11 protein-coding genes are annotated in these 25,018 nt (G+C 41.5%); 1 reads left to right on the top strand and 10 read right to left on the bottom strand.

Annotated features, from left to right (window positions below; translation table 11 throughout):
• Positions 1-72: 72 nt before the first annotated feature.
• The 9 genes from ACN076_RS01805 to ACN076_RS01765 all read right to left on the bottom strand — a co-directional run bounded on the left by ACN076_RS01805 (position 73) and on the right by ACN076_RS01765 (position 11,962).
• Entirely contained in the window at positions 73-369 is a 297-nt protein-coding gene (locus ACN076_RS01805) for a bacteriocin immunity protein (RefSeq protein WP_420790038.1), read from the bottom strand.
• Positions 370-424: 55 nt separating this feature from the next.
• Positions 425-1,114, bottom strand: coding sequence for a CPBP family intramembrane glutamic endopeptidase (locus ACN076_RS01800; protein WP_420790037.1), 690 nt, complete (start codon positions 1,112-1,114; stop codon positions 425-427).
• A 236-nt stretch (positions 1,115-1,350) separates the two neighbouring features.
• Entirely contained in the window at positions 1,351-2,835 is a 1,485-nt protein-coding gene (locus ACN076_RS01795; RefSeq protein WP_420790036.1) for an ABC transporter substrate-binding protein, read from the bottom strand.
• A 103-nt stretch (positions 2,836-2,938) separates the two neighbouring features.
• Complete coding sequence (locus ACN076_RS01790; RefSeq protein ID WP_000818351.1) at positions 2,939-3,862, bottom strand: carbohydrate ABC transporter permease; 924 nt, start codon at positions 3,860-3,862, stop codon at positions 2,939-2,941.
• A gap of 13 nt (positions 3,863-3,875) precedes the next feature.
• Positions 3,876-4,805: an ABC transporter permease gene (locus ACN076_RS01785; RefSeq protein WP_001032151.1), complete on the bottom strand. Its 930-nt coding sequence runs from the start codon at positions 4,803-4,805 to the stop codon at positions 3,876-3,878.
• A gap of 207 nt (positions 4,806-5,012) precedes the next feature.
• Complete coding sequence (locus ACN076_RS01780; RefSeq protein ID WP_153198608.1) at positions 5,013-6,893, bottom strand: beta-N-acetylhexosaminidase; 1,881 nt, start codon at positions 6,891-6,893, stop codon at positions 5,013-5,015.
• Positions 6,887-7,756, bottom strand: a complete 870-nt coding sequence (locus tag ACN076_RS01775; RefSeq protein WP_033680938.1) for an ROK family protein — start codon at positions 7,754-7,756, stop codon at positions 6,887-6,889. Before ACN076_RS01775 ends, ACN076_RS01780 begins: the two co-directional genes overlap by 7 nt.
• Positions 7,757-7,839: 83 nt before the next feature.
• Positions 7,840-10,485, bottom strand: coding sequence for an alpha-mannosidase (locus tag ACN076_RS01770; protein ID WP_153192739.1), 2,646 nt, complete (start codon positions 10,483-10,485; stop codon positions 7,840-7,842).
• A 196-nt stretch (positions 10,486-10,681) separates the two neighbouring features.
• Complete coding sequence (locus ACN076_RS01765) at positions 10,682-11,962, bottom strand: glycoside hydrolase family 125 protein (protein ID WP_140832814.1); 1,281 nt, start codon at positions 11,960-11,962, stop codon at positions 10,682-10,684.
• A gap of 170 nt (positions 11,963-12,132) precedes the next feature.
• Between ACN076_RS01765 and ACN076_RS01760 the strand changes: the two genes are divergently transcribed.
• The gene (locus tag ACN076_RS01760) at positions 12,133-14,229 is read left to right on the top strand and encodes a GH92 family glycosyl hydrolase (protein WP_420790035.1); all 2,097 of its coding nucleotides are present in this window, start codon (positions 12,133-12,135) and stop codon (positions 14,227-14,229) included.
• A gap of 113 nt (positions 14,230-14,342) precedes the next feature.
• On the opposite strand, the gene ACN076_RS01755 is transcribed toward ACN076_RS01760, so the two are convergent.
• Complete coding sequence (locus ACN076_RS01755) at positions 14,343-24,962, bottom strand: DUF1542 domain-containing protein (protein ID WP_420790034.1); 10,620 nt, start codon at positions 24,960-24,962, stop codon at positions 14,343-14,345.
• Between the last annotated feature and the right edge of the window lie 56 nt (positions 24,963-25,018).

The raw sequence follows: 25,018 nt of genomic DNA, 5'->3' as shown, positions 1-25,018 counted from the left end.
ATACCTGCTTAAGAAAACGAATGCAATTTATTTGACTGGAAATTGTAGAAAAGGATTTATCCCTGCATTTCATTAATAACCATAGCGAATCGCCGATAATTCTCTTAATTTCTTTATCTGCTCGGCTTGACTTTCTGACAAACTCAGCTTGTTATCAATCAACACACGTGAGATGTCAACATTCATTTGACTCAATATAAATGGAACAGAGGTCCCATCGTCCTTTAATCGTCTTTTATAACTCACTAACTGATTTTTCAGGGGAGCAAGTTGAGGTGCAGCCTTTATATCTTCCAATAGATAATCAATGACCGTCATGGCTTCACAACGTCTTTCGCTTCCTCCAGCAAACCATTTTAATGGTGTCATACTCATTTACCTCCTTAAATTGAAAAACGTTCATTCCTAACTCTCGCGTCAGTATTTACCCAAACACCCTCTGTAAAAAAGTCAGCAGAAATGGTAATGTTGCGAAAATATTATTGATCACATGCACCGCATAGGAAGGATAAATGCTCTTGGTATAGCGGGTCAAACTAGCAAAGATGATGCCAGATGTTGCAAAGACGAAGATATCTAACAAACTAGGCAGGCTTGAAAAATGAGGAAGAGCAAATAAAATTGACGGAAGAAGCAAATCAAGGCCAAATCTCGAATGCTTAAAAAAGGCGTGTTGCAGTAATCCTCTATAGATTAGCTCTTCCATAAGTGGAGTCAGAAAGAACAAAGTTATATAGATACCTAGCTCAGCAAAGTTGGTCCCACTATAACCGATCAATACAGCCCAACCTTCAGCAGTTGACTGAACATGTTTAGCTGTCTGAACGTTAAAAGAGATCTGGAGCACTACCACTAATACTGTCAAAATCGAATACCAAAGCCATTTTTTTCTTGGAATGTGAAAGAGATAACCATGACCTGTCTTAACCAGAATCCAAATCATGACTCCGCTAAATAGTAAACTCAAGATATTTTGAATCCAGACGAAATTGCCAATCTGGGAAGAAAATTGCCAATAATTTTGAACAATAAGCGTCAGCTGAGAAAGACCAAATACGAAAAATAGGTAAGACAAGACTGCACTTATTTTGAAGACAAGCTGATACTTTTTCATGTGAACCCTCCTTTGTAAACTCGGAACATCTCTAATATAAGCCATATTCCCCCAAATCCTTACTCCCAATCCTAAATGGTACTTGAGATTTCCTGAATGGTTAAAATAAGGGAAATGAGAAAACAGGAATATCTATGTCTTTGTTTCAAAAAATCACTGCCTCCCCCAGATAAGCCTGAGGAAAACAGTGATTCAGTTTTTAGGAATTAGGAATGAATACACGAAATCAATTTATCTTATGATTTTTTATTTTTCAAGAATTCATCGTATTGTTTTTGCATTTCGTTCAATACTTTTTCGTAGGCACCTTCAGATTTCAATTTTTCCATCAATTCTGGGATAGCTTTATCTGGGTCTACAGTACCAGTGTTGATAGCTGTATCGAATTGTTGCATTGTGTTAGAGATAGCTGAGATTTCAGATTTCACATTGTCAGTGTTAAAGATGAATCCAAGCGCTGGAGATTCTTTAGCTTCGGCCAATTGTTTCTTAGAATCTGCGATTTGTTGGTCTGTAACGTTTTCGTTGATGTAAAGGATCCAGTTGTTACCAGTGTTCCATCCACCCATGTGAGTGTTTCCTTTGTAGCCATCAAGGACGCGTACACGATTTTCTTTACCTGCAATTTTTTCCCAGTTCTTGCCTTCTGGACCATAAACAAGACCGTTCAAGAGTTCTGGGTTAGTATTCAAGAGGTTCAACACTTCCATTGATTTTTCTTTGTTCTTAGAGTTGTTTGAGATAACAAAGTTAGCAACTTGTGTTGTTTGGTTTTTCTTGATGAAGTTAGTAATTGGTTTGATTTGGATATCTTTGTTCGCAACACGTGAAAGCAAGCTGTTACCGTAGTCAGCTGGTCCTACTGTTTCTTCACGAACGAACCAAGTATCTTGTTGAAGTTCAAATGAAGTATCGCTTGTTGCTACATCTTTTGGAATGTATCCAGCTTCATAGAATTTGTGAAGAGTCTTCAAGTGTTCTTTAAAGCGAGGCACTTCGTAACGGTTTACGATCTTAGTAGTGTCGCCTTCAAGGTCGATAACGAATGGAAGTCCATTTGGAACTGGGTAGTCAAAGTTATCAGATGGGATGAAGTTCTTAGTAACCGCAAATGGCACTACATCTGGAGCTTTTTCTTTGATTTGTTTCAAGACTGGTTCAAGTGTTTCATATGAAGTGACACCTGAAATATCGATACCGTATTTAGCAAGAAGAGTTCCGTTGAAGGCGAAGTTTTGAGATGATGCAACGTTGGCTGCAACTGGAACTGCGTAAATTTTACCGTTAATGCTGTTACCTTTGATGTAAGCTGGGTCAAGTGCTTTGTAAAGGTCTTTACCTTCTTTTTTGTACAATTCTGTCAAGTCAGCATAGGCACCTTTTTGAGCATTTACAACATAGTTAGATGCAAAGGCGATATCGTAGTTTTCACCAGATGATGTGATAACTGACATTTTCTTATCATAGTCACCCCATCCAAGATATTGGATATCCAATTTAGCACCAACTTTTTCTCCGATGATTTTGTTAGCATTTTCTAGCAATTCATCCAAGTTATCTGGTTTGTCACCGATTTGGTACATTTTGATAACAGGTTTTTCACCTGAAGCTGAGTCAGCAGCTTTCTTGTTGTTACCTGAAAGGTTTCCACAAGCAGCGAGACCAGCAGCCAAAGCGACTACGCTAGCAGATGCAAAAGCATATTTTTTCCAGTTTTTCATGACAAAAACTCCTTTTTTTATTTTTAAACTTATAAACAATGTAATGATCTTAACTTCACGCAAGGAAAGTTTGGAAATTAGAAAGGGTATTTCTCGACAAGTACTATTCTTTCACACCACCGATAGTCAAACCTTTTACAAAGTAGCGTTGGAAGAATGGATACAAAATCGCGATTGGAAGGGTTGCGACCACAACCATGGCCATACGACCTGTTTCTTTTGGAAGAGCAACTCCCAGTTGACCAGAAAGGCCGACTGCTTTGGCGATGTAATCCATATTTTGTTGGATTTGCATGAGCAAATATTGCAATGGATACAAGTTGTCACTCTTAATGTAAAGAAGGGCGTTGAACCAGTCATTCCAGAAACCAAGAGCTGTCAAGAGCGTGATGGTTGCGATACCTGGTAGTGACAATGGTAAACAGATTTGGAAGAAGATCCGGGCTTCACTGGCACCATCGATACGAGCAGATTCGAGAATAGCTTCTGGAATGGTCTTCTTAAAGAAGGAACGCATCAAGATGATGTTAAATGGTGAGAGAAGCATTGGAACAATCAAGGCCCAAACTGTATCACCAAGTTGAAGCAAACGAGTGACCACGATATAGCCTGGTACCAAACCAGCATTGAACAACATACTAAGAAGGGCAAAGATCGTAAAGAATCTGCGATACTTAAAGGTTGTCCGTGAAATGGCGTAAGCATAAGTTGTTGTGATAAAAACGTTTGTGATAGTCCCCACCACTGTTACAAAGACTGAGATGAAGAGGGCTTGGAGGATTTTATCCTTAAACTGTGCCAAAAATTCAAAACCGTCTAATCCAAATTGGGATGGGAAGAAGCTATATCCATTTTGAAGGATACTCTTTTCATCTGTCACCGAAATAACAATAACGAATACGAAGGGTAGGATACAAGAGAGGGCGATCAAACCAGAAATGGTACTGAAGAAGATATCTGCTTTCTTACTGAAGGAGTGAATGCCGACATTATCAATTTTTTCTTTTTTAATTTTCTTTTCTGCCATATTCTCCTCCTTTCTAGAACAAGGCTGAGTTTGGATCAACTCGTCTTGCAAGTAAGTTTGATAGGATAACCAAAAGCAAACCGACTACTGATTGGTAGAGACCTGCCGCTGAAGCCATCCCGATATCCGCTGTCTGGGTCAAACCATTATAAACATATACGTCCAAGACGTTGGTTACGTTATAAAGCTGACCAGCATTATGGGGGATTTGGTAGAAGAGACCGAAGTCTGCACGGAAGATATTTCCTACTGCCAGGATAGTCAATACGGTTACCAACGGTGTTAACTGTGGAATGGTTACATTGCGAATTCGTTGCCATTTGCTAGCACCGTCCACCGTTGCTGCTTCATAGTAGGTTGGATCAATTCCCATGATTGTTGCATAGTACATGACACTGCTATATCCAAAACCTTTCCAAATACCTAGGAAAAGTAGGAGATATGGCCAGATACCTAAGTCAGCGTAGAAATTGATTTCCTTCATTCCGATAGACTCTAGGAAATGGTTGAACACCCCTTTATCAATGTTTAGGAAGGCATCTGTAAAGAAACTGATGATAACCCAAGACAAGAAGTAAGGGAACAACATGGAAGTTTGGAAGATCTTAACCATTCTCTTAGAACGGAGTTCACTGAGAATAATGGCAATCCCTACAGATACAATTAAACCAATAAAGATAAAGCCGAGATTGTAGAGGACAGTATTTCGTGTAATAATAAAGGCGTCTTTTGAACTAAATAAGAATCTGAAATTATCGAGTCCGACCCATTTACTATTCATGATACTATCTATGAAACCATTACTAGTCATGTGGTAGTCTTTGAAGGCAACCACGTTCCCAAATACTGGAATGTAGAAGAATAGAATCAACCAGAGTGCCCCTGGCAAAACCATCAAGAGAAAGATCCAGTTATCTCTCAAGGTTTTTGAAAACTTATTCATAATTTCCTCCCTTTTTTATTTTGATACCCATCTAAAAATTCCTTTTTAGACTTTTGATAACGATTACATTATTAGTATACTCCTATTTGAAGGTTAGGTTAAACTACTAATTATAGAAAAAACTCCACAAATTATTTTATGTGGAGTACTTTTGAAGAAAGGGATGTTTCACGAGAAACACTCTGCATAAGCCACAGTATTCTTGTTCTAAGTCGTGTAAATCGTTGAGGCTGTCGCGATGGTATGCCACTGGTTGGCTGTTGTAGCTGCGAAATCCTTATCTGCGTAGAAGTCAGTAAATGGCAGGATTTCCACTTCTAACTCGTCAATACGGTCAAGCTGACCTGCCAGATAAGCCTCAATACGACTTTCTGCTCGCTTGATGCGTTGCAAGAGTCCGCCCATACGGATGTCAACTGTATCCAAGCCAAAGACCTTGTTTTCTTTCAGCCATTGGTGGCTAAAGAGAGCATGGAAGTGTTCGATTTGGCTTCTGAGTTCTGGTAATTCTTGTCTTGCGATTTCTTGCAGATTGTCCTTATCATCCGTTTGGTAAGCCTGACGAATGCGTCGTCCCACATCGACTTTGCTACTTAAAATATGGTTCAACTGGGCCTGAGTTTCAAAAAGATAGGCATAGTTTCCAGCTTTTTCTTTAATGTCAGCAAGCGTCTCAGAAGCCTGAGAGAAGTGTGGCTTGTCCTGTTCAGGTGTCATGTGTCGATCAAGAATCGGGCAGAGAACATCCTGATAAAAGACATAGCGGTTGGGATTGATACCACTGAGATTGCTTGGTAGATCTGGCAAGAGGTTAGCTAGGTCAATCTGCATGAAATCCTCAACCGAAAGACCTGTATTGGTCTTGAAGTGAGCTGACAAACGGTCTAGATCATTGCGATAGCTGAGTTCTGCCCAGATTTGCAGGCTTGGTAGGATAGAAAACTGAGCAGTTTCACCACCATTGTCCCCCCAACCCGTCACAATGACTTCTTTGATCTCATTGGCACGGCAAGCTTTATTGGCTTCGACTGCGATGAGACGGCTGAAATGGTTATTGGGTGTGAAACCGATCCACTTCCAAGCACCTCCTGCAAAGGCAAGGTCATGGCTAATCTTGTGATGGTTGCGGAAGTTGCGATTATATTTTTCCTCGCTATCCTGGTAGTAATCCCAGTAAACCAAGGTTACACGATCTTTGAGACGGTCTAAGTAAACACGAGTTTCCTCTGGAATTTCAACATCACGGTCGTACTGGCCATCTGCCGACATGAGTTTGAAGAACATATCGCTCCACATCTGGCAGTGGAATCCATATTTGTCTGCAATATCCAGCACACGCTCCAAGTGTTGGCACATGAGGAGACTACGATCCACAACACCGTTCAGAATCAAGTAGCGTCCCAAACCAACCAAGTGGGCTTCGTCCATCCCGATATTGACCTTGCGAGTCTTCAGTTTAGATAGCGTCGCAAACATGCCATCAATCAGGTTATAAACCTTTTCTTCTCCAATGAGAAGAATATCCTCTACATCACGGAGTTCCTGCACTTCTTTGACACCCCATTTGACAAAGGCTGACAAGTGGGCCAAGGTCTGAATGCAAGGCACAAAGGTCATGTCAAACTGTTGGGCATAGGCTTCGATTTCCTGCAATTCCTCAGCTGAGTAGGCTCCACGGAAATAGCCAAAGTAAGGTTGTCCTTCAATCTGGTAGGTGTCTTCCATGTAAAGCTCAAAGGTTGAATAGCCCATGAGAGCCAAGACCTCAATCATCTGCTTGGCAGATGCCACATTCAGCACCGCATTTCGCGAACAGTCAGCCATATAGGCTAAATCTTCATATGCTGCCTGTTCTTCAATCTCGACCTTGTCAGATTCTGCTAGAGCCGTTGCCAACAAGGACAAGGCGCGATAGAGTTGGTGAGGTTTGCGGTAGGTCAATTGATAATGACCACTCTCACCCTTGATAGAGATAGAGGCTTGGTCAGACTGAGTGACATCTATCTCTACATCTGGCAAAGAAATGTGACCGTTTAAAACCTCAATAGTTTGCGCTTGTTTGTCACTAATTCCTGTAAATCTTACCATTGGTTTTCCTCCTGTAGCCAGTTGACAAGGGCACCGTAGAGATTGGCATCTGCATGATAGGTGCAAGCTTGGATAACTGGTGCGACCGTGTATTCTTCGTAGGTTTCGACAAATTCATCGACAGCTTTTTGAACACCTTGGATAAAGTCGGGATTCTGACTGATAGATCCTCCCAGACTAATGACATCTGGGTCGATGAGATACTGAATATTGAGCAAGCCTTGCGCCAGATTGCAGTTCATGCGCTCAATGGCTTCTTGACAAAGGGCATTTCCTGCTGCGGCCTCTTGATAAATCTTGCGACCGTCCCAGTCAGTCTGACCAGATTTTTCAATCACGTAGCGCACCATATTTCCAGTTGACGCTAGTTGCGACCAGTTGTTAAGCTTTTCAGCAGGGGCAAGGATTGTCATGTAGCCAAATTCCCCACCCAGACCGTGGCGACCTCGGTGAAGTCTCCCATTGATAATCATGGCCCCACCAATCCCTGTACCAATCACGACACAGGCTGCATTTTCAAGTTCTGTATGAGCTAGCAATTCACTAAGTCCAACGCAGTTGGCATCATTCTCTAGATGGACAGGCAGCTGATGATGGGCAAGGGCTTCATACCAAGAAAAGCCGTGGATGTAGGGCACGGCACTGAAGCCATCAATCACACCTGTCTCTTGATTGACCGCACCTGGAACACTCATCGCAATCCCACTATAATCTTGTTCTGACAAGCGTTGGTCTAGCCAAGCTATTAAATCCTCTAAGTTTTCTGGTGTTGGGATACTTGTCTTATCCAATATTTTCCCATCAGGAGTCAGACTTGCAAACTTAATCCCAGTCCCTCCGATATCAATCGTTGCAATGGTCATTGTTTTTACCATAAAAAGGGGCGAATCAGCAGTTAGTTCTTACCTTTTCGCCCCTCCTTTCTTTTTATGTTTACTTTTTGAAATTAAATTTCTTCTTTTTTGATGAATTCTGTACGAATCTCTTGTGGTGAAATGAGGCCTCTATGAACTGGGTATGGTCGTTCAAGTAGGTCAAGGAAGAGATGTTGACTTTCCGGTACACGTACATTTTCACTACACATATTGTAGTAACGAAGAACATAGCCTTCTTCATTTTCAGCGACCTTAAAGGCTGTTGGGCAGATTTGCGGTATGCTGAGAACAGAATGGCTCAAGAGGCTACCAGTCGCAGCCACGCTTCCTTCTTGTTTAGCAAGCTGAAGGCTAGTAAATGGTGTCTGCAAGGCTTTAGCACGACGATAGGCTGAAAAGCGTTCTTGGGCTTGGTGGCATTCAATCGCAAATTCGACTTCAAACTCACGCAAGCACTGAGCTTCTGGTGTTGGGAAGTAGCCCCAGTCACCCAATTCACCTGATGCACGCAAAATAGTCACGGCAATGGTGTCGTCTCTAAGGATTTCGTATTCATTCAATCCCTTGTTGGATACAGTCACACCTTTTTCATCGTCATACAGACTGACAAAGGCTTGTTGGTGTTGAGGATTTTCAGGATTTTCCCATGAAGCCGCTGGTTTGTTTGGTCGTGTCACCACTTCATAGATGCTTTCGGAATCATTGCTTGGACGCGTGTTATGAGTCTTGACCAAGAGACGGATACGGTGGTCTTTAGCAGTGTTAGTAAAGCGAGTCTTGAAGCGGATTTGTGGATTGTCAACAAAGACAGTCAACTCAGTTTCAAGAGGAATGCTTGTCAATTCTTCTGACCGTCCAGCCTCACGCTTCATAAACTCGATAATGCCTTTTTGCTCTTCTTCTAGCTTTTTATCGGCACTGATAGGCACAGTCAATTCATGTTTGAGCAAAATCTTAGCGTAGCGAGCTGTATTTTCCAAGACCTCGTAACCCTTAAGCTCTGCATAGATTGGCTCTGTGCCTTTTGGTTGGAAATAGATATACTCGTTTCCGATGTCCCCACGGTCTTCGAAGCGGATAAAGTCTTCGTAAGCTTCGTGAGTTGTCTTGTCATAGACTGTAATGTTGTCATCCATACTCACCGTTACAAATGGCGTATCAATCACTCCGTTTTGGTAAATACCGTCGCGGTGTTCTTGTTCTCCTTCCAGCAATTGGAAGGTTGTCCAAGAAAGTGGCGCTAGGTGAACTGGAATGGTCACGCGCACTTGGCGAGCGATACGAGCTTGGCGGAACTTATCTTTTGGTAAATCGTACTCAAAATTAGCTCCGAGGTCTTCGATTTTAGCCTCTAAAGGACGACCATCCAAGTCCTCCACACGGTAGCTTGGCAAGGTAAGAGCAGCCATCTTCTTGTAACCTTCTGTTGGGTGCAATTCCTTGAAATCACAAGTCACCACATCAATTACTGTACTAACCGTATCGACCTTATCATGCAAGCCTGTGTTAATAACCGTAAAGAGGTGATCACTTTGAGCCTTAGCCGTAGCAATTTTACCCTTCCACTCATTGAGCAAGTTGCTCTTAACAAAGTTTCCGACTTGGTTGACCTTGGCAAAACGTGTCTCCATCTCACGGTGAACTTCGTCCACGCTACAGCCACAGATACTATCATGCGGCGCATTCTGCAAAAGTGTTTTCCAAGCATAGGTCAACTGGTCCTTGTGGTTATGTCCACCAGTAATGACGGTCAAGGGTTCTACCACTTGTTCTAGCAGATTACTATTTTCCTGGAAGGCTTGTTTGAGATAAATACGTGATGAAGAAGTATTGGCAAGTGTGTACCAGCCGTCTGTTTCCTGACTGGTCAACTCACCTGTAACCGTTGATAAGTGTTCAGGAAGGGCACCTTCCACAGCTTGAACATATTCATCAAAGGAACTATGAACAAAGGTTACATCTGGGAAGAGTTCATTTGCCACACGAATGGCTTCGCTCAGATTTTTCTGTACAGGCTGGTGGTCACAGCCGTTCATCATCAACCATTGGTTAGTCGAAGCGTAGGCACGCACATCTGACAATTTTTGTTTCCAGAAGGTCAAGGCCTCATCTTTATCAACTGGAATTTCATTCCCGTTACTGTACCAGTTGGCAAAGAGGATACCGAGGACACGACTACCATCCGCACCCTGCCAGTACATTTCTGAAAACTGAGAAGTAAACTGCTCATCTTCGAGGACTTGGTTGTCAAATCCAATCGGCTTCACACCACGACCAAAGGCTGCTACGTGAATGCCTGATTTTTGAAGGATTTGAGGCGCTTGCCCCATATTTCCAAAGGTATCTGGGAAGTAACCAATCTGGGTTGATTTGCCCCATTTTGCAGCTTCTGCTTGGCCAATCAAGGTATTGCGGACATTGGCTTCACTTGAAATCAAGTAATCATCCTGCAGAATGTAAAAGGGACCAATTTTCAATTTTCCTTCGTCAATGTAGCGTTGAACTTTGTCGCGATTTTCAGGGCGAATCTCCAAGTAGTCATCAAGGACAATGGTTTGACCATCCAAGTGGAAGCTCTTGAATTCAGGATCATTTTCAAAGAGATCAAAGAGATTGTCAAATAATTCCACCAACTGCATACGGTGGCTTTCAAAAGGCAAGTACCACTCACGATCCCAGTGACTATGTGAGATAATATGTACAACAACATTTTCCATGAAGTAAAACCTCATTCTAAATTTAAATTTTAACGTTTTAAATGTAAAGGTGTGATTCTGACACGAATCGGTGAAACTAAAGCGAGCTCCTTATACTCAATGAAAATCAAAGAGCAAACTAGGAAGCTAGCCGCAGGCTGTACTTGAGTACGGCAAGGCGAAGCTGACGTGGTTTGAATTTGATTTTCGAAGAGTATTAGCGGATATCCAGGTAATCCAAGACTAACTCACAGAACATCATGTTGGCCCAGGAGAACCATTCACGAGAGTAGAGAGTTGGGTCGTCCACGTGGAAGCTTTCATGCATGACACCTGTCCCACCATCGCAAGCAACCAGCTGATCCAGCAAGAATTTCTTCTCTGCCTTATCTCTTGTTGTCAAGCCTTGGATAGAAAGAGCAATTGGCCAGATATAGCGATAGAAGGTATGAGAACTTCCGAGACCACTAGCATATTCTCCTTGGTAGAAGTAGGGATTTTCTGGGCTCAAAATAGTGCGACGAGTTGCTTGATACACTTCGTCTTCAATGTCGCAATAGCCCAGATACGGCGCAGCCAGTAAACTTGGTACGTTTGGATCATCCATGATGCTAGCATTTCCCAAGCCATCCACTTCAAAGGCGTAAATCTTTTCACCCTTACTATTGGTGGTGTAAGCGTAGTTTTCGATTCCTTCTTGGATTTCAGACTGGAGACGCTTAGCATCAGCAATAATACTCTCGCTATCAGCTAGGTCTAATTTTGCAAAGATTTCTTGCACGTAACCCAAGACTACTACTGCAAACATATTGGACGGAATCAAGTAACTATACTGACAGCAGTCATCGCTCGGACGAAAAGCTGACCAAGTCATACCTGTCACTGCAAAATCAGGTCCAAAGCCATCATTTACCAAAGTGTCTTCCTTACGATCGGTATCACGAACAAAACGATAAGGAGAGTTCTTGTGGTCCTGTTCTACCGTCCAAAGATGGAGAATCTTCTTAGTCGCTGCAACAAAAGTTTCATCAAACTGACTAGTCTCGCCAGTCTCTTTCCAAAGGAGATAAGCCAACTGCAAAGGATAGCAAAGAGAGTCCACTTCGTACTTGCGTTCCCAAATCCATCCATTAAGGTCTGTATGGTCAGTCTCGTGGTGCCCCTTCCAGTTTTCCTCAATGTTAAATGAGTTGGCATAAGGATCCTTGAGTACCAAGGTCATCTGACGTTTGACCAAACCAGCAATGGTCTGACGCAGGAGGTCATCTCTTTTAGCCACATGAAGGTAGGGTCTGAGTTGGGCTGTCGAATCCCGAAGCCACATAGCAGGAATATCCCCAGTCAAGACAAAAGTTGAACCATCTTCTAGGATTTCAACCGTATTGTCCAAGGTGTCTGTATAGCAACGCTCAAAGACATCCACCCACTCTGGATGGTCCTTAGCACGTTCTGCTACTTCATCCAGCCATTCTCTAACAATTTCTTTTGAATAAATCATCGTGCAGTATCCTCTTTCAAACAAGTTTCATTTTCAGTATATAGCTTTTAAGGCAGAAAATACATACACAAATGATAGTCATTTTTCTACAAAATAGTTATCTTTAAAACTCCTTTTCTAAAGACCCTCTTTTTCTGATATAATGTAGAAAAACAGCTAAAGGAAAGACTATGAAACCACTACTTGAAACCATCGATACTCGCTTGGGGACCGCCAGCAAGCATGCCTTTTCTCGGGGAAATACTCTGCCTTATACGGGCGTCCCTTTCGGGATGAATTATTTTGTGCCCCAAACCAGTGACCAGGAGGGCTCTTGGTTTTTCGATCCGCATCTGCCCATCTTTCAGGGGATTCGATTAACCCACCAGCCCAGTCCTTGGATTGGGGACTACTCTTGGCTCCTCCTGACACCCGTCACAGGTCAACTAGGTGGAGACAGCCTCTTCCACCGCCAGTCTTCCTATGATAGGGATAAGGCCTCTTTCCAACCTCATTATCTGAAGATTTTCTCCCTGCGCTATCAGATTGAAACCCAGCTCACACCGACTTGCTACGGTGCTTCTATTCGTTTGGAGCAAAAACAAGGCAAAGCCCTCTCCCTCTATCTTCACGCAGCAGATGAACTGACAGTAGAGCAAGTAGATAAGGGGAATCTTGCCCTGCGACAAGAAGGAAAAACTGAAACCAACAAAAATCCACTGATACTGTTCACATCCCTGAAAATGAATACGGATATCCTTGCTATCAGCCAAGAAGGTGGAGACTGGCGAATTGACCTGGCAGATAGCCATGCTGAAATTCAACTAGCCACTTCTTTCATCTCACCTTCTCAAGCACTGCTTAATCTACCTCAAGAAGATTTTGATAGCTGCAAATCAAGTGCCCAAGCGGATTGGGAAAATCTCCTCCATCGTTTTGACATTATAGAGACAGGAGAGGCTAACCGAACCTTCTTTGATCACTGCCTTTACAGACTCTTCCTCTTCCCACAGACTTTTTATGAGATTGATGAATCAGGGCAAGCCATCCACATGGATCTGGCTACTGGCACTGTCAAGCCTGGTGTCCTCTTTAGCAACAATGGTTTCTGGGATACCTTCCGCACCACCTTCCCCCTCTTTTCCCTTATCATACCGGAACACTACCACCGCTTTTTAGAAGGTTTCCTCAATAGCTACCACGATACTGGTTTTCTTCCAAAATGGCTGGCTCCAGATGAACGGGGTATGATGCCCGGTACACTTTTAGACGGTATTATCGCAGATAGCGCCTGCAAGGACATGGCTCCTGACCTAGAAGTAGAATTCCTCCAAGCCATGCTTGAAACAGCCACCAAGTCCGATCCTCTCGGCATCAATGGTCGCCACGGACTAGCCCAATACCAAGAACTGGGCTACCTCTCTACCGACCACCACGAAAGTGTTAGCCATACCCTAGACTACGCCTATAGTGACTTTTGTATCGCCAGCTGTGCCGAAAAACTTGGTCAGAATGACATCGCGGAAACCTATAGGACTGCATCTCAAAATTACCGCCATCTATTTGATGCTGAGACAGGTTACATGCGAGCGCGAGACAATCAAGGCAACTTCCGCCCTGACTTCTCTCCCTATAGTTGGGGACGTGATTATGCCGAATGTTCTGCCATCCAAGCAACTTTAGGCGTTCTCCACGACATCCCAGATTTAATCCAACTTATGGGGGGAAAAGAAGCCTTCAGCAACTATCTTTTGAAAACCTGTCAAGATGCTCCCCTCTTTGAGACAACAGGCTATGGTTACGAGATTCACGAAATGAGCGAAATGGCTACTGCTCCTTTTGGACAACTCGCCATTTCTAACCAACCTAGCTTCCACATTCCTTATCTATTCCGTTACAGCAACTACCCTGACTACACTGCCCTTCTTATCAAGACGCTCCGTCAGAAAGCTTTTCACCCAAGTTGGGAAGCCTATCCTGGTGATGAAGACAATGGCAGTCTCTCGGCCTGGTACATCTGGTCAGCTCTCGGTTTTTATCCGACCTGTCCAGGAAAACCAAGCTATGATCTCGGAATCCCTTTCTTTGACCACCTCCGAATCTATCTCGCTAAAGAAAATAAATGGCTAGATATTCATACTAAGCAAAACCACAGCCATTTTAACTTTGTCAAAGAATGCCGACTGGACACAACCCTAGTATCAACTATTCAACACCAAGACCTCCTAAAAGCTGATCAGCTAACCTTCACCCTCAGCTGGTTACCAAGTCAGCCGTTCACTTCCTGAAATACAAAAATCTCCTAGCAGGCTTTCCTGCTAGGAGATTTTCTTATGAGAGGTACTTGTTTAAGCTTTGAAAATCGGACTTATCATCTGATGTTTATCAAACAATCTACCAATTAAGCTTCTTCGTCTTCTTTACGACGACGGCCTACAAGACCAAGACCAAGTAATGCGCTTGCGGCAGCTGCTACCATAGCTACAGTAGAATCTGCTGTACCTGTATTTGGCAATTCTTTAGCTGCTTTACGCGCGTTTGTTGTTGCTTCTTGGCTAGCATTAGCTGCTGCTTGAGCAGTAGCTGGGGCTACAGCTGGTTTTTGAGCAGCTTGGTCGTTAGCTGGAGTTGCATGATCAGTTGATGAAGCAACTTTCGCCATGAAGTCTTCGATACGTTTAACCATTGCATCCACTTCTGCTTGACTTGCGTCTGCATTAGCAAATACTTTCTTAGCATCTGCTGATAATGCATTCGCTTCTTTTGCAGTTTCTGCATCAAACTTAGCTGATTCTTTGATGATCAATTCATCTAATTGATGGATAGCACCTTCTAACTTAGCTTTATTCACTTTTGCATCAGTGTTATTAGCTGCGTTATTGCCAGAAGTTCCGTTACCGTTACCACTGTTATTGCCTCCACCATTTGATGGTACATATGGACGTTGTTTAAAGATATCTTTAGCTACGATTGTGTAAACTTTACCATCTTTAGTAATTACAGTTGCGTTTCCTGCTTTGTCGAAGATAACTTCTGCTACATCAGCATTTGCTCCTTTAATCTTAGCTTTTGCAGCTTCTTTTTCTGCATCTGTTAAGTTATTGAAGTCTGCTACTGTTTCTTTTTCGAAATCAATGTTGATGTTTTCACCATTATTCTTAGCTGCAACATCTTTAGCATCTTTAACTAATTGAGCTGCTGGAATTGTTGCTGTCTTACCTTCTGGTGTTGTTACTGTCGCATTTCCGTTTTCGTCTACTACTACAGTTGCACCTGGGTTGACTGCTTTAATTGATTCTTTAACTTTTTCAATTTCATCAGCTGTTAATTTAGCTTTATCTCCAACTAACACTCTAGTTGCTGGTGTATTTACACCATTTTGTTGAGTTGGATCAGTTAATTTATCTTCTGGAATTACTAAGTCAAGTTCTGGGATTACTAATACTGTTCCATCACCTTTAGTAACGATTACATCACCTTTATCATTTACTACTACAGTTGATCCTGGGTTTACATCCTCTACTGCTTTCTTAACTTTTGCTTTTTCTTCATCTGTTAAGTTAGCTGGATCCTTAACTACTGTCTTAGTTGCTGGTGTGTTTGCACCATTTCCTGCGTTTTCTTTACCTGCATCTGCTGCTGACTTAGTTAAATCTGTTGCTGGAATTGTTGCTGTTTTACCTTCTGGTGTTGTGACTGTTGCGTTTCCTTTATCGTCTACTACAACTTTAGATCCTGGATTTACTGCTTTAACTTTGTTTTCGATCGCTTTCTTCTCAGCATCTGTTAAGTTAGCTGGATCTTTAACTTCCACTTTAGATGCTGGTGTGTTTACTGCATTTCCTGCATTTGCTTTACCTGCATCTGCTGCTGACTTAGTTACGTCTGCTGCTGGAATTACGGCTGTATTTCCTTCTGGTGTTGTTACTGTTGCGTTTCCTTTATCGTCTACTACAACTTTAGATCCTGGGTTGACTGCTTTAACTTTATCTTCGATCGCTTTCTTCTCAGCGTCTGTTAAGTTAGCTGGATCTTTAACTTCTACCTTAGCTGCTGGTGTGTTTACTGCATTTCCTGCATTTGCTTTACCTGCATCTGCTGCTGACTTAGTTACGTCTGCTGCTGGAATTACGGCTGTATTTCCTTCTGGTGTTGTTACTGTTGCGTTTCCTTTATCGTCTACTACAACTTTAGATCCTGGGTTGACTGCCTCAATTGCTTTCTTAACTTTTGCTTTTTCTTCATCTGTTAATTTGGCTGGATCTTTAACTTCTACCTTAGCTGCTGGTGTGTTTACTGCATTTCCTGCATTTGCTTTACCTGCATCTGCTGCTGACTTAGTTACGTCTGCTGCTGGAATTACAGCTGTCTTACCTTCTGGAGTTGTGACTGTCGCATTTCCTTTATCATCTACAACTACTGTTGCATCTGGATTTACAGCCTTAACTTTATCTTCGATCGCTTTCTTCTCAGCGTCTGTAAGTTTTTCTGGATTTGCTACTACTGTCTTATCTGCTGGTTTAACGATGTCGTTACCTGCATTTGGTTTAGTTGCAGCTTCTGGATCTTTCGTCAAGTCTGCTGCTGGAATTACAGCTGTCTTACCTTCTGGAGTTGTGACTGTCGCATTTCCTTTGTCATCTACAACTACTGTTGCATCTGGATTTACAGCTTTAACTTTATCTTCGATCGCTTTCTTCTCAGCGTCTGTAAGTTTTTCTGGATTTGCTACTACTGTCTTATCTGCTGGTTTAACGATGTCGTTACCTGCATTTGGTTTAGTTGCAGCTTCTGGATCTTTCGTCAAGTCTGCTGCTGGAATTACAGCTGTCTTACCTTCTGGAGTTGTGACTGTCGCATTTCCTTTATCATCTACAACTACTGTTGCATCTGGATTTACAGCTTTAACTTTATCTTCGATCGCTTTCTTCTCAGCGTCTGTAAGTTTTTCTGGATTTGCTACTACTGTCTTATCTGCTGGTTTAACGATGTCGTTACCTGCATTTGGTTTAGTTGCAGCTTCTGGATCTTTCGTCAAGTCTGCTGCTGGAATTACAGCTGTCTTACCTTCTGGAGTTGTGACTGTCGCATTTCCTTTATCATCTACAACTACTGTTGCATCTGGATTTACAGCTTTAACTTTATCTTCGATCGCTTTCTTCTCAGCGTCTGTAAGTTTTTCTGGATTTGCTACTACTGTCTTATCTGCTGGTTTAACGATGTCGTTACCTGCATTTGGTTTAGTTGCAGCTTCTGGATCTTTCGTCAAGTCTGCTGCTGGAATTACAGCTGTCTTACCTTCTGGGGTTGTGACTGTCGCATTTCCTTTGTCATCTACAACTACTGTTGCATCTGGATTTACAGCTTTAACTTTATCTTCGATCGCTTTCTTCTCAGCGTCTGTAAGTTTTTCTGGATTTGCTACTACTGTCTTATCTGCTGGTTTAACGATGTCGTTGCCTGCATTTGGTTTAGTTGCAGCTTCTGGATCTTTCGTCAAGTCTGCTGCTGGAATTACGGCTGTCTTACCTTCTGGAGTTGTAACTGTCGCATTTCCTTTATCATCTACAACTACTGTTGCATCTGGATTTACAGCTTTAACTTTATCTTCGATCGCTTTCTTCTCAGCGTCTGTAAGTTTTTCTGGATTTGCTACTACTGTCTTATCTGCTGGTTTAACGATGTCGTTACCTGCATTTGGTTTAGTTGCAGCTTCTGGATCTTTCGTCAAGTCTGCTGCTGGAATTACAGCTGTCTTACCTTCTGGAGTTGTGACTGTCGCATTTCCTTTATCATCTACAACTACTGTTGCATCTGGATTTACAGCTTTAACTTTATCTTCGATCGCTTTCTTCTCAGCGTCTGTAAGTTTTTCTGGATTTGCTACTACTGTCTTATCTGCTGGTTTAACGATGTCGTTACCTGCATTTGGTTTAGTTGCAGCTTCTGGATCTTTCGTCAAGTCTGCTGCTGGAATTACAGCTGTCTTACCTTCTGGGGTTGTGACTGTCGCATTTCCTTTGTCATCTACAACTACTGTTGCATCTGGATTTACAGCTTTAACTTTATCTTCGATCGCTTTCTTCTCAGCGTCTGTAAGTTTTTCTGGATTTGCTACTACTGTCTTATCTGCTGGTTTAACGATGTCGTTGCCTGCATTTGGTTTAGTTGCAGCTTCTGGATCTTTCGTCAAGTCTGCTGCTGGAATTACGGCTGTCTTACCTTCTGGAGTTGTAACTGTCGCATTTCCTTTATCATCTACAACTACTGTTGCATCTGGATTTACAGCTTTAACTTTATCTTCGATCGCTTTCTTCTCAGCGTCTGTAAGTTTTTCTGGATTTGATACTACAGTCTTATCTGCTGGTTTAACGATGTCGTTGCCTGCATTTGGTTTAGTTGCATCTACTTCTGATTTGAATAAATCTTCTGATGGGATTGTCGCAGTAGTTCCATCTTTCAGTGTAACTGTCGCATTACCATCTTCATCAAATTTAACAGATTTAGTTTCTGGGTTTAATTCTCTTAATTTTTCTTCTACTTTAGCTTGATCATCCGGATCATTTGCTTCACCGGCTACTTTGTCTGCTGGTTTAACAATTTTACTATTTCCTGCATCTGGGTTAGAAGTATCTTCTTTAGTTCTTACTAATTCTGATGCTGGAATTGCTGCAGTTTTACCATCTGGAGTAGAAACAGAAACAGTTCCATCTTCATTGATTGTTACGATAGCATCTGGATTTACCTCTTCAACTTTAGCAACAATCTTAGCTTTCTCTTCGTCAGTTAAGTTCGATGGATCTTTTACGATAACTTTATCAAGTGGTTTGTTAATGTCATTTCCACCTTTACCGTTATCTAATTGGTCCTCAGTTTTCACTAATTTTGTCGGATTGATAATTCCTTTATCGCCAGCTTCTGTTGTTACTTCGATGTTTCCATTTTCATCATATTTAACTTCTTTAGCTGTTGGGTTAACTTTCTTAACTTCTTCTAAGATTTTAGCTTTTTCTTCATCTGTTAATGCACTTGGATCTTTTACTAATACTTTATCAATTGGTCTGTTTACTTCTCCAATTGCTTTAATAGCCGACTTATCAGCTTCTTCTATTGTATTAACATCGTCTACACTACTTACTGCATCAATTGCTGCTTTAGATTTTTCCGCAGCTTTATCTACTTTAGCTTTTAATTTAGCTTTAGCTTCAGGAGTTAGATCGTTACGCGCATCGATTTCTGCTTTCTTAGCTGTTGCTTCTTCATCAATTGCTTTACGAGCATTTGGTTTATCTTCTACAACTGGTACAGATTTTTCAATTTCACCTTCAGCTGCTTCTTGAAGTTGCTTAACTTCTGCATCTGTTCCAGCTTTATCGATTTCTTCCTTAGCTTCTTCTGCTTGAGCTTTAGCTGCATCTGCTGCAACTTTCTTCTCTTCATCAGTAGCATCTGGAGTATTAGCAATATCTTCCAATTGTTTTGCTAATTTATCTTCGATTGCTTTCTTAGCTGCTGGTTTAGCTTTAGCTTCTGGATTTACAGCTGCAACTTCATCTACACCTGATTTCTTAGCACCATCTACTGCTGTTTGTGCTTCTGCTGCTTTTTCTGGTGTTTCTGCATTAGCTGGTTGAGCATCAATTGCATCTGTTGCTTCTTTAGCTTTCGCTTGAGCTTCTTCCTTAGCTGCTGCTTTTTCTTCGTCAGTTAAGTCTGGACGAGCATCGATGGCTGCTTCTTTCTTAGCTAATTCATCTGCTACTGCCTTCTTAGCTGCTTCTTTGGCTACTGGGTTAACTTTCGCAATGTCACCTGTACCAGTTTCTTTAGCTGCGTCTACTGCTGCATCTGTTGGTGCTGCATCGACTGCTTCTTTAGCTTTATCAGCGGCATCTTTAGCTGCATCTTTAGCGGCTTTCTTCTCGGCATCAGTTAAATCTGGACGAGCGTCAATTGCTGCTTCTTTAGCTTTAAGTGCATCGCCAATGGCTTTCTTAGCTGCTGGTTTCTTAACTGCTTCTGGATTTACAGCTTTAACATCTGCTACACCTTTATCTTTTGCACCATCGACTGCTTTTTGAGCTTCTGCTGCTTTTTCTGGTGTTTCTGCGATAGATGGTTGAGCATCGATTGCATCTGTTGCTTCTTTAGCTTTTGCTTGCGCATCTTTCTTAGCAGCATCTTTTTCTTCGTCAGTTAAGTCTGGACGAGCGTCGATTGCTTTTTCTTTTTCTGCTAATTCATCTGCTACTGCCTTCTTAGCTGCTTCTTTGGCTACTGGGTTAACTTTCGCAATGTCACCTGTACCAGTTCCTTTAGCTGCGTCTACTGCTGCATCTGTTGGTGCTGCATCGACTGCTTCTTTAGCTTTATCAGCGGCTGCTTTAGCTTCATCTTTAGCGGCTTTCTTCTCGGCATCAGTTAAATCTGGACGAGCGTCAATTGCTGCTTCTTTAGCTTTAAGTGCATCGTCAATGGCTTTCTTAGCTGCTGGTTTCTTAACTGCTTCTGGATTTACAGCTGCAACTTCATCTACACCTGTTTTCTTAGCTGCGTCTACTGCTTTTTGAGCTTCTGCTGCTTTTTCTGGTGTTTCTGCGTTAGATGGCTGTGTGTTAATTGCGTCTGTTGCTGCTTTAGCTTTTGCTTGCGCATCTTTCTTAGCGGCATCTTTTTCTTCGTCAGTTAAGTCTGGACGAGCATCAATGGCTGCTTCTTTCTTAGCTAATTCATCTGCTACTGCCTTCTTAGCTGCTTCTTTTGCTACTGGGTTAACTTTCGCAATGTCACCTGTACCAGTTCCTTTAGCTGCGTCTACTGCTGCATCTGTTGGTGCTGCATCTACTGCTTCTTTAGCTTTATCAGCGGCTGCTTTAGCTTCATCCTTAGCGACTTTCTTCTCGGCATCAGTTAAATCTGGACGAGCGTCAATTGCTGCTTCTTTAGCTTTAAGTGCATCGTCAATAGCTTTCTTAGCTGCTGGTTTCTTAACTGCTTCTGGATTTACAGCTGCAACTTCATCTACACCTGTTTTCTTAGCTGCGTCTACTGCTTTTTGAGCTTCTGCTGCTTTTTCTGGTGTTTCTGCGTTAGATGGCTGTGTGTTAATTGCGTCTGTTGCTGCTTTAGCTTTTGCTTGCGCATCTTTCTTAGCGGCATCTTTTTCTTCGTCAGTTAAGTCTGGACGAGCATCAATGGCTGCTTCTTTCTTAGCTAATTCATCTGCTACTGCCTTCTTAGCTGCTTCTTTGGCTACTGGGTTAACTTTCGCAATGTCACCTGTACCAGTTCCTTTAGCTGTGTCTACTGCTGCATCTGTTGTTGCTGCATCTACTGCTGCTTTAGCTTTATCAGCGGCTGCTTTAGCGGCATCTTTAGCGGCTTTCTTCTCGGCATCAGTTAAATCTGGACGAGCGTCAATTGCTGCTTCTTTAGCTTTAAGTGCATCGTCAATGGCTTTCTTAGCTGCTGGTTTCTTAACTGCTACTGGATTAACTGCAGTAACTTCATCTACACCTGTTGTCTTAGCCGCATCTACTGCATCTTGAGCTGTTTTAGCTGCTGTTGGTGTAGTTGCTGCATCAGGTTGCTCATTGATTTTTGCTAATTGTGCATCAGCTTTATCTTTTGCTTCATTCTTAGCTGCTGTTTTTTCTTCATCAGTTAAGTCTGGACGAGCATCGATTTCTTTATTTTTAGCTGTTAACGCATCATTAATTGCTTTCTTAGCTTCTGCTTTTGCTACTGGAGTTACATTTGCAACTGCTGTAGTTCCATCTGCTTTAGCTTTATCAACTGCTGCATTTGTAGTTGCATTATCAACTGCAGCTTTTGCTACATCTGCTTGCGCTTTTGCTACTTCTTTCGCTTTAGTTTTCTCTTCTGGAGTTAAATCTGTGCGATCATCGATTTCTTTGTTTTTAGCTGTCAATGCATCGTCAATTGCTTGTTTAGCTTCATCTTTTTTAGCTACTACTGGGTTATCTTTTGCGATTGCACCAGTTCCTGCTGCTTGAGCTTTATCAAGAGCATCTTTTGTTGTAACTTCAGGTTTTGCGATTTCATCAAGAGCTTTTTTCTTATCAGCATTTACTTTGTCAATTGCAGCTTGTTTTTCTTCATCAGTAGCATTTGGAGTTTTATTAATAGCATCAATTTGCTTCTCAGCTGCTTTATTAACCTCATCGATAGCTGGTTGTTTGTCTAAAGTTACAAACTCTGATAATGGTCTTGTGTCTTTTGAACCGTCTGTGTATGTTACTACAAGATTTCCTTTAGCATCTTTTGTTACTGAGGCAATCTTAGTCTTAGCATCTTCAGCATCTACAGTTTTACCTTTTTTGTCAGCTAAGTTAGCATCATCATTGTTATTAGAGTACTCAATTTGTAGTTTTTCTTTGATTTTCTCTAATTCTGCTTCTGTTACGTTAGCTGGATCTGTTACAGCAACTTTTTCTGTTGGAGCTGCAATGTCATATTTAGATGTTTGGTTTTTAACAACGAATTGAACGTATCCTGGTTTTTGTTGACGTGCTGCGTCATCAGTTGTAGCATTGTAGTCTGCACCTGTCATAGATTTAGCATCATCACTATCTTTAGCTTCAATGAAACTTGTCCATTGGTTTGGAGCTTTAAGAGTTGTAACACCTGTCATCTTGATAGTTGCTGTTCTCTTGTCAGCAGATACTGTTCCTTCTCCTTCAGAAACCGCACTATCAGATACCGCTCCTATCTTGAATCCATAGTCCTTAGCATTAGCCCAAGTAACATCCCCTGGTCCACGTAGGTATAAGTTTTTAACTGCTGTATCGTCTTTACCTGTGAATGTTAAGTCAGTATTTTCACCAGTGTAAACATAGATTTGACGTTTGTCTGCATTTGAGTATGGAAGTTCTACTGTTGGCGCTTTATTTATAAAGTCTGATAATGGTCTTGTGTCTTTTGAACCATCTGTATATGTTACTACAAGATTTCCTTTAGCATCTTTTTCTATTGAAGCAATTTTAGAATTTTGATCTGCAACATCAGCATCTTTTGAGATATTCGCATCGTCATTAGACTTATTGTACTCAAGTTTTAATTTTGCTTTGATTGTATCGAACTCTTCATCTGTTACGTTAGCTGGATCTGCTACTGTAACTTTTTCTGTTGGAGCCTTGATATCGTACTTATCTGTTTGAGATTTAACAACGAATTGAACGTATCCTGGTCTTTGTTGACGTACTGCATTATCAGTTGAAGCATCAAAAGTTTGATCTGATGGCATTGAGCTGGCGTCATCATTATCATTAGCCACGATGAAACTTGTCCATTGGTTTGGAGCTTTAAGAGTTGTAACACCTGTCATCTTGATAGTTGCTGTTCTCTTATCAGCAGATACTGTTCCTTCGCCATTTGTAACTACATCGTTATCAATCTTACCTGTTGTAAATCCATAACCTGCAGTGTTATCACTTCCAATACCACCTGGTCCACGTAGGTATAAGTTTTTAACTGTTGTTTCATCTTTACCTGTGAATGTTAAGTCAGTATTTTCACCTGTGTAAACATAGATTTGACGTTTGTCAGCATTTGAATATGGAAGTTCTACTGTTGGTGCTGGGTTGGTACGTGCTACATTTGCAACTGGAGTAGTATCTACTGAATCGTCATTATAGGTAACTGTGACTGTTCCACTTGCAACATCGATGTTTTTTACTACTGAAGATCTATTTGCTAAGACTTCCCCTTTGTGAGACGCTAGTCGAGCATCTTCTGTCGTTGCTTTATCAGAATATTGAATCTTAATTTTCTCTTTGATTTTAGTAATCTCAGGCGCAGTTAAGCTGTTAATATCAGCAACAGGAACTTTATTCTCCTCTGCTACTGGTTGAATATCATATTTGTATGTTTGAGATTTAACAACTAAGTTGAAATAACCAGGAGATGATGCATTCCTACCTCCAGGCAGTTTATTACCAGCAGAATCTTCAAGTTCTAAATATCTTGCTCCTAATACTGCTCGTTGATCTTCAGTTTTTGTGTAAGGTGTAAGTGCTTTAAAAGTATCGTTTGGTTTACCAGTGATTTTAATTGTTACTGGACCTTGAGTTTCAGTGATTATTTGATGATAACTCCAACCAAAATCATCTATTTCAACTTCTTCTTCCTCAGGCTTAACTCCGCCTTGACCTTTCGCATAAGCTATCGCTTGTTTACTTTTCGAACTTAGTGTGAACTGACCACTTCCTGCTTTAACTGTTGCTCTTTTGATTTTTCCAGCTGTTGAGTTAACTGTAATATTGACATCTGCATTTTCTTCATTATAAAGGTAAATTTCTTTTCCATTAGAATATTCCATAGAATAAGTAAAGGTACCTTGAGTTTCAGTTGTCTCAGCTCTAAACGCATTGTTTCTATCTAATGCCTGTCCGTTACGTTCGTCTTTTGAACCAGTATTTTCGATTGAGTTAGATTCTGATTTTTTCTCAGTGTTTTCTGCTTTTTTACCTACAGTTTCTTTTCCGTTAGTAGTGTCTACTGCTGGAGTTTCTTTTTTCTCTACAGGTTTATTTTTTAATTTAGTATTAGCTGTAGTGACAAGTTTGCTGTAAGCTTTTTTTAGTTCAGCTTGAGTAGTTGCATTCGCTAATGTAGCTTTTGCAGATTCTAAGTCAGCTTTTAATACTGCAACACTTTCTTCCGTTTTGTTATCGTAAGAACCGTTAGAAAGTTTTGTCTCAATCTCTGAAATTAAATTTGTCAACTCTGACTTGTCCAAAGTTGGAGTTGTTGCTTCTACTGGTTTAGCAGTAGCCTCTTCCGAAGTTGTTTTGTTTTCAGAGGCTGGCGCTGAAGCTTCTACAGATGGTGTATCTTGTTTGCTTAGCTCATTAGCTGATACAGCTCCATTACCTAAGAACATGAAAAGAGCAGCGACCGCTACACTAGCCGCTCCAAAGCTATATTTACGAATCGAATAACGCGTGACTTTTTCACGGTGCAGACGTTCAACACGACTCATAGATGGTTTGTTTTCCATTATTTTCTCCTTTTGTGAGGTTAATGATTTGATTTCCACATGACACCTGTATGTAG

This window comes from Streptococcus sp. K0074, assembly GCF_048843365.1.
GTDB lineage: Bacteria > Bacillota > Bacilli > Lactobacillales > Streptococcaceae > Streptococcus > Streptococcus mitis_BM.
Note: the sequence above shows the minus strand (reverse complement) of the source record. Positions and strands in the feature narration are given on the sequence as shown.